This is a genomic window from Elusimicrobiota bacterium, from assembly GCA_016218575.1.
Taxonomy (GTDB): domain Bacteria; phylum Elusimicrobiota; class Elusimicrobia; order UBA1565; family UBA9628; genus JACRDN01.
Map to the genome: position 1 here is coordinate 42,200 of JACRDN010000011.1, position 9,701 is coordinate 51,900.

Below are 9,701 nucleotides of genomic sequence, written 5' to 3' on the forward strand. Positions count from 1 at the left end.
AGATTAGCCCCACTTCCAAATTTGCTAATCTTGATAAATGCTTTATATTGTCCCGACTCCCCTCGGAAACCTGGAGGATATGCCCCCGCGGGCGGTGAAAGTGCTCAAGGAGGTCGCGGGGGTTTTTTGCGAGGATACCCGGCGCACCCGGAACCTCATGTCCCACTTCGGCATTCCGACGCCGCTTTATCGCTACCACGAACAGGATCCGCGCAGCGTGGAGGGGCTTCTCGGGCGCTTGAGGCAGGGACAGAACTGCGCCTTGGTCTCTGACGCAGGCCTGCCCGGAATCTCCGATCCGGGAGGCAAGGTGGTCTGCCTGGCGCGGCAGGCCGGGCTCCCGGTGACGGCCCTGCCGGGGCCGAGTGCTGTGACGGCGGCTCTGGCGGGCTCGGGCCTTCCGGCCGACTCCTTCGTCTTTCTGGGCTTTTTGCCCCGTTCCGAGACGAGGCAGAAGAGAATCTTAGCCCAAGCCGCAGCCTTGGGGAAGACCTTGGTGATCTACGAGTCCCCCCACAGAGTCGTGAAGCTCCTCGCCCATGCCGAGATGGTGCTCGGGCCCTCGGCCCGGGCCTGTGCGGTGCGCGAGCTCTCCAAAATGCACGAGGAGTGGTTGCACGGAACTGTGGCCGAGGTCCGGCGCATCCTCGAGGAGCGGCCTCAAATTCTCGGGGAGTTCGTCGTCATGACGCACCCGGAGAAGAATCATGCCCGCGACGATCATTCGGCTTAAACCAGGGGAAGAGCTCTCCCCAGAGGCCGTCCATCTCTTGGCCGAGGCGGCCAAGGCCTGCAAAATAATCGCCTTCCCCACGGACACGGTCTACGGCCTGGGTTCGACCGGCCTCGTCAAGGCCGCGGCGCGAAGAATTTACCAGATTAAAGGGAGAAGCTCCTTGAAACCCTTGCCCATCCTCGTCTCCTCGGCCCAAGAAGCCCGGCGCTGGGTCGAGTGGACCCCCGCGGCCGAGGCTCTCTCCCGCAAGTTCTGGCCGGGGGCCCTGACTCTGGCGCTGCGCCCCACCCAGGAAGGCAGGCTCCTGACCTTCGCCGAATACCCGACCGTGGCCATCCGCGTGCCCGGGCACCCGCTTCTGCTCAAGCTCTTGGAAGCCTCGGCAATTCCCTGGGTCTCCACCAGCGCCAATCTCTCTGGCTCGCCCGCCCTCACCGAGGGCGCCGAGGTCGCCCGGCAATTCCAGGGCCTGGCCGATTTCATCATAGACGCGGGACCCGTCCCTGGCCGTGAGTCCACTATGGTGGACGCCGGTAACACGGCCCCGCGAATACTCCGCCAGGGCGTCGTCGCGGCGGAGGAGATTCACAAGGCTTTAAAGGAGAGCTCGACCGCTTGAATAAAAAGAATTTATTATTCATCTGCACGGGCAACAGCTGCCGCAGCGTGATGGCCGAGCTCCTGGCCAAGAAGCTCGCCGCCGAGAGGGGCCTTCCCGTCGAAGCCAAGTCCTGCGGCGTGGCGGCCCATCCCGATTTTCAGATCCCCCCCGGCGTCTTCGCGGCCATGGAGAGGGAGGCAATCCGCCAGTTCGAGCACACCCCCCAGCCCGCGACCAAGGACCTTCTCGATTGGGCCGACCTGGTTCTCGTCATGACCTCGGGGCACCGAGAGACCGTCCTGAAGCGCCACCCCGAGGCGGCGGCAAAGACCTTCCTCCTGCGCGCCTACGCCGGCCTCGGCGACGAGAACATAGAGGACCCCATCGGCTGGCCCGACCCGATTTACGCGCAGTGCTGTGCGAAAATAAAGGAGGCCGTCTCTCGCCTCCTTGACAAAGCGTGCCGTGTTGGCGAGGATTTGAAATGAATGTTTTAAAAGACCAAGACCCCGAGCTCTTCGCGTCCCTGGCCGGCGAGGCCCGCAGGCAGGCCGAAAACCTGGAGCTCATCGCCTCGGAGAACTACGCCTCGGAGGCGGTGCTGGAGGCGCAGGGCTCCCTTCTCACCAACAAATACGCCGAGGGCTACCCCGGCAAGCGCTACTACGGCGGCTGCGAGTTCGTGGACGTGGCGGAGACCTTGGCGATCGAACGGGCCAAGCGGCTTTTCGGGGCCGAGCACGCCAACGTCCAGCCCCATTCCGGGACCCAGGCCAACATATCCATGTACCTCTCCGTGCTCTCTCCAGGCGACACGGTGATGGGCTTGAACCTCGCCCACGGAGGGCACCTCTCCCACGGGCATCCCCTGAACTTCTCCGGAAAGTTCTTCAAGATCGTGCCCATCAACGTGAGCCGCGAGACCGAACTCATAGACTACGACGAAGCCGAGCGCATGGCCCAGGAGCACAAGCCCAAGATGATTTTCGCGGGAGCGTCCAATTACTCCCGGGTCTTCGATTGGGCCCGGCTCAAGAGAATCGCCGACTCCATCGGGGCCTATTTCGCGGCGGACATGGCCCATTACGCGGGCTTGGTCGCGGCGGGAGTCTACCCCTCCCCAGTCCCCTTCACGGATTTTACCACCAGCACCACGCACAAGACCTTGCGAGGCCCCCGGGGCGGGCTCATCCTCTGCCGGGCCAAGCACGCCCAGGCCGTGGACAAGATCAATTTTCCCGGCACCCAAGGGGGACCGCTCATGCACGTGATCGCGGCCAAGGCCGTGTGCTTTGCGGAGGCCTTGCGGCCGGAGTTCAAGCAGTACCAGAGGAACGTCGTCGCCAATGCGCGGCACCTCTCCCAAGCCCTGGCAAGCCAGGGCTTCCGCGTCGTGGCCGGCGGCACGGACTGCCACCTCTTCTCACTCGATCTTCGCCCCAAGAACACCACCGGCAAGGAGGCCGAGGAAGCCCTGGACAAGGCCGGGATCACCGTGAACAAGAACGCCATCCCCTACGACCCCCAGAAGCCCTTTATCGCCTCTGGCGTGCGCATCGGCACCCCGGCCGTCACCACCCGCGGCATGGGCGAGCCCGAGATGGACCTCATCGCCCAGCTCATCGCCGAAGCCGTCGCCGCCCGCCAGGATGACGCAAAGCTCAAGGCCCTGCGCCAAGAGGTGAAGAAACTGTGCGGGCGATTCCCAATCTACCCGAATCTCATGAAGGCCTATCTCCAGGAACAGGCATCATGAAAAACATCGCGAAAAAAGACACGCGCCCCGCCCGCTGCCTCATTGGGGTGATCGGAGGCAGCGGGCTTTATGAAATGGCCAGCTTCTCCAAGGCCCGCTCTTTGAACGTGAAAACCCCCTTCGGCCCGCCCTCCGGCCCGATTCGCGTTGGAGAGCTGCGCGGGGTCCCCTGCGCCTTCCTGCCCCGGCATGGCCCAGGCCATGTCCTACTTCCCTCCGAGCTCAACAGCCGCGCCAACATCTACGCCCTGAAATCCCTGGGGATTGAAAAAATCATCTCGATCGGAGCGGTCGGCTCTCTTAAAGAAGAGCTGCCTCCCCGACATTTTGTTTTCCCGGACCAGCTCGCCGATGAGACCAAGGGCCGCCCCTCCACTTTCTTCGGGGAGGGAATCGTGGCCCATGTCGCCTTTGATAAGCCCTTTTGCCTGGCGCAGTCGCGCCTCCTCCACGGCGTAGCCGAGCGCATCGGGATCACCGCCCACTGGGGCGGGACCTACATCTGCATGGAGGGCCCCGCCTTCTCGACCAAGGCCGAGTCCGAGTTCCACCGCAAAATGGGCTACTCCGTGATCGGAATGACCGCTCTTCCCGAGGCCAAGCTCGCCCGGGAGGCGGAGATTTGCTACTCCACCGTGGCCTTGGTCACGGACTACGACTGCTGGAAGGAGGGCGAGGAGGTCTCCAGCGACAAGGTGGTCGAGAATCTTCTTGCCAACGTGAACAACGCCCGGCGCCTCCTGGAAGAGGCCGTGGGCCAAGCCGCCGAGCGCCCGCGGAACTGCCCCTGCGCCGAGGCTTTGAAGGGCGCTATCTTCACCAATCCCAAGTCCATGAACAAAAAAATATTAAAAAAACTCTCCCTCTTAGTCGGGAAATACATCAAGCCATGAAAGACATCCTGCGACTCCTGCCTAAAACAGACATCCACTGCCACTTGGACGGCTCTCTGCGGCCGGCCACGGTCTTGGAACTCGCCCAACGCTACCGCGTGGAGATGCCGGCCGACAACGTAGCGGAGCTAACACCCTTCGTCCAGGTCCCGGAGAGCTGCCGCTCCCTCAAGGAGTTCATAGACATCTTCGAGCTTCTCCTGCCGGTGCTTTGCCATCCAGAGGCCGCCCAGCGCGCCGCCTACGAGCTCGTGGAGGACTGCGCGGCCGACAACATACGGCACGTAGAGGCGCGCTTTGCGCCGGAGCTTCTGCGCACCGCCTCCTTCTCCACGGACCAGGTGGTCGAGGCCACGCTTAAGGGTCTCAAGGCGGGCTTTAAGGACTTCGGGACCACGAGCTCGGTGATCATTTGTCTTTTTCGTTCGCATGGGCCCAAGGAGAACCGCCGGGCCTTCGAAACCCTCAAGAAATTCTTCGACGCCGACGCCAAGCCAGAGGAGCCCGCCGTGGTGGGCCTCGACGTCGCCGGAGACGAGGCCCGCTACCCCACCTCCCAGTACGCGTCCTTCTACGAGGAAGCTCGGGAGCTCGGGATACACACCACCTGCCACGCGGGCGAGACCGTGGGCACCGCCAACCTCTCCGCGGCTTTGGACCTGCAGGTCGAGCGCATCGGCCACGGCATCCACCTCATGGAGGACGAGTCCCTCCTGCGGGAGGTGGTGCGGCGCAAGATCCCCCTCGAGATCGGGATCAGCTCCAACGTAAGGACCAAGTCCGTGCCCAGCTTCGAGAGCCACCCGGCCCTCTCCTTCCACCGGGCCGGGGTCCCGATCACTTTCAACACCGACGACCGCGGGGTCCTGGGCATAGACCTGACCCACGAGTACGCGGAGGCGCTGAGGCTGGGATTTACCTTGGAGGAGGTCGCCCGGCTCTCCACGGACTCGACCGACCACCTCTTCCTCCCCCGGGCCGAGCGCGAAAAGCTCCGGCACAAGTTCGAGGCGGAGATAAGGACACTCCTTGATGTGCGAAATGGACAAAAGGTTGCCTAAGCGAACTCACCCGCACACCGAACTTATCGAAGCCGCGGTCTCGGCCCGCAAGAATGCCTATTGCCCTTATTCCCGCTACTCAGTGGGAGCCGCGGTGCTCACCGAGGATGGAGAGCTCTTCACCGGCTGCAACATCGAAAACGCCTCCTACGGGCTCAGCCTATGCGCCGAGAGAGTCGCCGTTTTCAACGCCATGAGCCGCAAGCGCGTCCGATTGGCCGCGGTGTGCGTGGCGGCCCGGCTCTCCACCCCCTGCGGGGCCTGCCGGCAGGTGCTGGCGGAGTTCGCCGCACCTGAGCTAGAACTCTACCTGGTGGACATAAACTTGAGAAACGGCCAGCGGCGCGTACGCCATGTTACTCTAAAAGAACTCCTCCCCATTCCTTTTGACCCACTCCAAGCCGGACTGATAAAACTATGAAAACAGACCACCTCAAGGAAATCATCTCCTGGATCAAGACCACGGATCTCATCGAGGTCAGCTTCAAGGACGGGGCCAAGGGCTTCTCCTTCTCCTCCGCGGGCGAGGCCCAAGCCCCGCATTTCCCGATCCCGCCCAGCCGCTACCGCCCGGTCTGCGCCCCCGCGGTGGGGATATTCCAGTGGAGCGAACTCGGCCGGGCCCGCAAGGCCGAGGAAGGAGCGGCCGTGTCAGAAGGAGACGTTTTGGGAGTGATCGAAAAGGGCAAGGGAGCCGTGGCCCAGGTCCTTTCCCCCTGCGCGGGACGAGTGGCGCGCGTCATGGTCGAGGGCGGCGGCCCCGTGGAATACGGGCAGCCTCTCCTGTTCATCGAGACCTGATGATCAAGAAAATACTCATCGCGAACCGCTCCGAGATCGCGGTTCGCGTCATAAGGGCCTGCCGGGAGATGGGGCTGAAATCCGTGGCCGTGTACTCCGAGGCCGACCGCGAATCCCTGCACGTACGCATGGCCGACGAGGCCGTGTGCATAGGGCCGGCACCCTCCACTCTCAGCTACTTGAGCCAAGAGGCGATACTCGCCGCGGCCAAGATCACGGGCGCCGATGCCGTCCATCCCGGCTACGGATTTCTCTCGGAAAACGCCGACTTCGCTGAGGCCTGCGCCGAGGCCGGACTCGTCTTCATCGGCCCGCCCGGGCGGGCCATACGCAGGCTTGGGCATAAGAGCGAGGCCAAGGCCCTGGCGCGGGAGGCCCGGGTGCCCGTGGTCCCCGGCACCAAGGGCCTCGTGGACGATGATTTCATGAGAGAGGCCGCGGCCGTGGGGTTTCCGGTGATGGTCAAGGCCGCGGCCGGCGGCGGGGGCAAGGGCCTGCGCCTGGTGCGAAAACCCGAGGAGCTGGAGGCCCAGCTCAAGCTCGCCCGGAACGAGGCCGAGGCCGCCTTCAAGGACGGCTCGGTCTACATCGAGAAATTCATCGAGCATCCCCGCCACGTGGAGATACAGGTCGCGGCCGATGCTCGCGGCAACGCCGTGGCCTTCCCGGAGAGAGACTGCACGGTCCAGCGCCGCCACCAGAAGCTCCTCGAGGAATCCCCCTCCCCCGCGGTGAGCCCCGAGACCCGCGCCAAGATGCAGGAGGCGGCCTTGAGTCTCGTCGAGGCCAGCGCCTACGTCAACGTCGGCACCGTCGAGTTCCTGCTCGACCGCGATGGAAAGTTCTATTTCATCGAGGTCAACACCCGCCTGCAGGTGGAGCACCCCGTGACCGAGCTCGTGACGGGCCTCGACCTCGTGGTGGCGCAAATCCTGGCCGCCCAAGGCGAAGCGCTGCCCTTCGACCAAAACCGGGCTTCCCAAATACGCGCGCACGCCATCGAGCACCGCATCAACGCCGAGGATCCCGCGCGCAATTTCGCGCCCTGCCCCGGCCGCATCCGCTCCGTCTTCGTCCCTTCCGGCCCCGGGGTGAGGTTCGACTCGCACATCTACCCCGGCTATACGGTCCCGAGCTACTATGACAGCCTCTTGGGAAAGCTCATCGTTTCGGCCGAGAGCCGTCCATCCGCCATCCGCCGGGGGCTGCGGGCGCTCTCAGAACTTCAGATTGAAGGCATTTCCACCACGGCAGAGTTCCACACCCGGGTGCTGGCGCACCCCGATTTCCAGAAAGGCGTTTTCGACACCCATTTCACGGAGACCCTCAATGCCCACCAATCTTAAGCTCAAAATCGCCTCGGAGCTAAAGGAGAGTTCGCGGGTGCTTTCGCGCACGGCGGCTTTGGCGCCGGACTTGGAGCGGGCGGCCCAGGCCCTGATCGCGGCCTACCGCCGCGGCAATAAGATCCTGTCTTTCGGAAACGGAGGCTCGGCCTGCGACGCCCAGAATTTCGCCGACGAGCTGGTGGGGCGCTTTGCGAGAAATCGCCCGCCCCTCCCGGCCCTGGCGCTAACGGTCAACACCTCGGATTTGACCTCGATCGCCAACGACTTCGGCTACGAGCAGATTTTTTCCCGCCAGCTCGAGGCCCACGCCAAACCCGGCGACATCGCCGTCGCCATCTCCACCTCGGGAAATTCCCCCAACGTTCTGCGCGGAGTCGAGACCGCCGCGAAGCTCGGCCTCTTCACTTTGGGGCTCTCGGGGCAAAGCGGGGGCCGCATGAAGCCCTTGGTGGACCTATGCATCTGCGTTCCCTCGACCACGGTCGCGCGCATCCAGGAGGCCCATATCGCCGTGATCCAGGTCTGGTGCGGACTTATCGAGGAAGCGCTGTTTCCAAAGGCCCCCAAGGCCCACGCATGAGGCCGCGGAGCGGCCGATGAAGGTAAAGTCTTTAAAGAAGTTATTGACTTTGCGCCAGCTCTGGGGCTGGGAAGGCAAAAAGGTGGTGTTCACCAACGGGGTCTTCGACATCCTCCACGCCGGACACGTCGAGCTCCTGCAAAAAGCCCGCCGGCTCGGGGACGTCCTGATCGTAGGCCTCAACTCGGACGATTCGGCAAGAAGGCTGGGCAAGGGCCCCGAGCGCCCCATCAACGCATGGGAGGACCGCGCGGCCGTGCTCTCGGCTCTGACGTGCGTGGATGCGGTGGTGGGCTTTGCAGAGGACACCCCGGCCGAGATACTCTCCGAGATCCGCCCCGACGTCCTGGTCAAGGGCGGGGACTACCGCAAGGACCAGATCGCGGGGCGCCAGTTCGCCGGCAAGGTCGCCGTCATCGCTCTCAAGAAGGGCTGCTCCACGACCGGCATCCTCGAGCGCCTCAAGCGGGCTGGATAGCCCAGTTATCCACAAAAACTTCCCGGGAATTTTTGTGGATAACTTCGCGGCCGAAATCCCACCTCTGCGCTACGCCGAAAAAGTCGTCATGCGGAATCAATTCTCTATTTTTGAGACACATTTTTTCCAATTATCACCATAATGCACATCGCCGTTATCAATCTCCACTATTTCAAATGCGCAAGCTGCCTTGACTTCCTCCCCCAATTCCACATAGTGATCCCGGTTCGCGATAACGATTCTCATGCTGTCAGTTTTATCCCCCACTAAGGAAAGTGAGACATATTTGGGATGGCCAAGGTTTCCAACCCAGTTCTTGATATGCAATTCACGCGAATAAGGATTTATTCTTATTCCATACTTACGCATGATGGAAGAGATTTTTTCACTCCGCATTGCCCAATTCGCGCCGTTGTGATCTGTGCAGCGTTTTGAATATCCCGACATAAAGAGGTTGCAATCAACGCTTTTGGCCAATTCTTTTACAAACCGTTTATCCGCCGGAGCCCCGGCATATCCCAAGTCTTCTGGTACGGTTCCAGAAATTTTGTATAGAATTTGCCCATCGTTCTGTTTTTCTGTGCGTATCAAAGTAAAGTCCACGCTGCTGTGGCCTAAACTTTTCCACCACGGGCCGTCATATCTTTCAAATAGCTTGTTACATGCAGCATCATATTTGTCCGGGTGCATGGACTTGCACACGTTCTCAGCATGACTGTTGACCGCCCAAAAATATGAGATGCCTATTAAGATAACTTTTATCATGCCCCAGTATTGATCTACGGTGGTTTTTTGTCAAGTGGTCTGAAATTCTGTGTCAATCGAAAGTTAAAATGTCCGGTCTTCTGTTGCCGTTGTAGTCGTGTTTTAGTCCGTTTTCCTTGTCGTTCCTTGGGCCGTTGCCGGTAGGACTAGACGTTATCCACCAAACTTCTCTGGAAGTTTTGGTGGATAACTTGCGGCCGAAATCCCACCTCTGCGCTGTGCCCTGGGGCACAGCGCCTACTACCGCGCGGCTTTAAGCTCGGCGAGCTTGGCCTCGATCTCCTGGACTTCCTTGGCGAGCAGGGGCTTGGGGTGGGCGGCCTTGAAGGCAGCGAAAGTCTGCTCGGCCTCGGCCGTCTTTCCCTCAAGCGCAAAATCCGCGACCTGGGACAGCTCCCGCATCTCCGCGCGGCACAGGGCGTCCTTCTTGGATTTCTTGCCGGTTTTCCAGGCCGGTTTGTCGGGATTGACGGCCTCTTGGGGGCTGCCCCTCACCGCGGCCACCGCGGTGACCTTGGCCCCCTTCTGGTAGCGGTCCGCCACGGCGGACTCGGACAATCCTTCCTTTAAATGCTGGAACCAGGATTTAAGGGACGCGATCTTCGAGCTTTCCTCGGCATGCGAGATTCCCATCACCCCTGAGATCAGCAACAACATAGCCATAATGATTCTGAGCATAGA

13 protein-coding genes are annotated in these 9,701 nt (G+C 61.9%); 11 read left to right on the forward strand and 2 right to left on the reverse strand.

Translation table 11 applies throughout. From position 1 onward, the window contains the following. The first annotated feature begins 37 nt into the window (after positions 1–37). From rsmI to HY921_02920, 11 genes are read left to right on the forward strand one after another with little or no spacing between them, the layout of a single operon-like run. Entirely contained in the window at positions 38–733 is a 696-nt protein-coding gene (gene rsmI / locus HY921_02870; GenBank protein ID MBI5629810.1) for a 16S rRNA (cytidine(1402)-2'-O)-methyltransferase, read from the forward strand. Continuing rightward, on the forward strand, positions 708–1,355 hold the full coding sequence (locus tag HY921_02875) for a threonylcarbamoyl-AMP synthase (GenBank protein ID MBI5629811.1): 648 nt from the start codon (positions 708–710) through the stop codon (positions 1,353–1,355). Before rsmI ends, HY921_02875 begins: the two co-directional genes overlap by 26 nt. Further along, positions 1,352–1,825 (forward strand): low molecular weight protein arginine phosphatase, encoded by a 474-nt coding sequence (locus HY921_02880; protein ID MBI5629812.1) that lies wholly within the window; start codon positions 1,352–1,354, stop codon positions 1,823–1,825. The genes HY921_02875 and HY921_02880 overlap by 4 nt, the downstream gene beginning before the upstream one ends. Then, positions 1,822–3,093 carry a serine hydroxymethyltransferase gene (locus HY921_02885; GenBank protein ID MBI5629813.1) on the forward strand — a complete coding sequence of 424 codons (1,272 nt, stop codon included), beginning with the start codon at positions 1,822–1,824 and terminating at the stop codon, positions 3,091–3,093. The genes HY921_02880 and HY921_02885 overlap by 4 nt, the downstream gene beginning before the upstream one ends. Then, positions 3,090–3,986 (forward strand): S-methyl-5'-thioadenosine phosphorylase, encoded by an 897-nt coding sequence (gene mtnP, locus HY921_02890; GenBank protein MBI5629814.1) that lies wholly within the window; start codon positions 3,090–3,092, stop codon positions 3,984–3,986. The genes HY921_02885 and mtnP overlap by 4 nt, the downstream gene beginning before the upstream one ends. After that, positions 3,983–5,047: an adenosine deaminase gene (add, locus tag HY921_02895; GenBank protein MBI5629815.1), complete on the forward strand. Its 1,065-nt coding sequence runs from the start codon at positions 3,983–3,985 to the stop codon at positions 5,045–5,047. Before mtnP ends, add begins: the two co-directional genes overlap by 4 nt. Next, complete coding sequence (gene cdd / locus HY921_02900; protein MBI5629816.1) at positions 5,028–5,468, forward strand: cytidine deaminase; 441 nt, start codon at positions 5,028–5,030, stop codon at positions 5,466–5,468. Before add ends, cdd begins: the two co-directional genes overlap by 20 nt. After that, complete coding sequence (locus HY921_02905) at positions 5,465–5,848, forward strand: hypothetical protein (GenBank protein ID MBI5629817.1); 384 nt, start codon at positions 5,465–5,467, stop codon at positions 5,846–5,848. The genes cdd and HY921_02905 overlap by 4 nt, the downstream gene beginning before the upstream one ends. After that, on the forward strand, positions 5,848–7,194 hold the full coding sequence (accC, locus tag HY921_02910; GenBank protein MBI5629818.1) for an acetyl-CoA carboxylase biotin carboxylase subunit: 1,347 nt from the start codon (positions 5,848–5,850) through the stop codon (positions 7,192–7,194). Before HY921_02905 ends, accC begins: the two co-directional genes overlap by 1 nt. Further along, complete coding sequence (locus tag HY921_02915) at positions 7,178–7,777, forward strand: D-sedoheptulose 7-phosphate isomerase (protein MBI5629819.1); 600 nt, start codon at positions 7,178–7,180, stop codon at positions 7,775–7,777. Before accC ends, HY921_02915 begins: the two co-directional genes overlap by 17 nt. 16 nt (positions 7,778–7,793) lie before the next feature. Further along, positions 7,794–8,255 carry an adenylyltransferase/cytidyltransferase family protein gene (locus tag HY921_02920; GenBank protein ID MBI5629820.1) on the forward strand — a complete coding sequence of 154 codons (462 nt, stop codon included), beginning with the start codon at positions 7,794–7,796 and terminating at the stop codon, positions 8,253–8,255. Positions 8,256–8,351: 96 nt separating this feature from the next. Here HY921_02920 and HY921_02925 read toward each other — a convergent pair whose 3' ends face one another. Both HY921_02925 and HY921_02930 read right to left on the reverse strand, forming a co-directional pair. Further along, a complete protein-coding gene (locus HY921_02925; protein MBI5629821.1) occupies positions 8,352–9,020 on the reverse strand; it encodes a hypothetical protein in 669 nt (222 codons plus the stop codon). 240 nt (positions 9,021–9,260) lie between these two features. Continuing rightward, positions 9,261–9,683, reverse strand: a complete 423-nt coding sequence (locus HY921_02930) for a hypothetical protein (protein MBI5629822.1) — start codon at positions 9,681–9,683, stop codon at positions 9,261–9,263. Between the last annotated feature and the right edge of the window lie 18 nt (positions 9,684–9,701).

What these genes read in the sequence shown, in the direction of transcription:
- rsmI (MBI5629810.1), top strand. Translation starts at nt 38, where the DNA reads ATGCTTTATATTGTCCCGACTCCCCTCGGAAACCTGGAGGATATGCCC.
- HY921_02875 (MBI5629811.1), top strand. Translation starts at nt 708, where the DNA reads ATGCCCGCGACGATCATTCGGCTTAAACCAGGGGAAGAGCTCTCCCCA.
- HY921_02885 (MBI5629813.1), top strand. Translation starts at nt 1,822, where the DNA reads ATGAATGTTTTAAAAGACCAAGACCCCGAGCTCTTCGCGTCCCTGGCC.
- mtnP (MBI5629814.1), top strand. Translation starts at nt 3,090, where the DNA reads ATGAAAAACATCGCGAAAAAAGACACGCGCCCCGCCCGCTGCCTCATT.
- add (MBI5629815.1), top strand. Translation starts at nt 3,983, where the DNA reads ATGAAAGACATCCTGCGACTCCTGCCTAAAACAGACATCCACTGCCAC.
- cdd (MBI5629816.1), top strand. Translation starts at nt 5,028, where the DNA reads ATGGACAAAAGGTTGCCTAAGCGAACTCACCCGCACACCGAACTTATC.
- HY921_02905 (MBI5629817.1), top strand. Translation starts at nt 5,465, where the DNA reads ATGAAAACAGACCACCTCAAGGAAATCATCTCCTGGATCAAGACCACG.
- accC (MBI5629818.1), top strand. Translation starts at nt 5,848, where the DNA reads ATGATCAAGAAAATACTCATCGCGAACCGCTCCGAGATCGCGGTTCGC.
- HY921_02915 (MBI5629819.1), top strand. Translation starts at nt 7,178, where the DNA reads ATGCCCACCAATCTTAAGCTCAAAATCGCCTCGGAGCTAAAGGAGAGT.
- HY921_02920 (MBI5629820.1), top strand. Translation starts at nt 7,794, where the DNA reads ATGAAGGTAAAGTCTTTAAAGAAGTTATTGACTTTGCGCCAGCTCTGG.
- HY921_02925 (MBI5629821.1), bottom strand. Translation starts at nt 9,020, where the DNA reads ATGATAAAAGTTATCTTAATAGGCATCTCATATTTTTGGGCGGTCAAC.
- HY921_02930 (MBI5629822.1), bottom strand. Translation starts at nt 9,683, where the DNA reads ATGGCTATGTTGTTGCTGATCTCAGGGGTGATGGGAATCTCGCATGCC.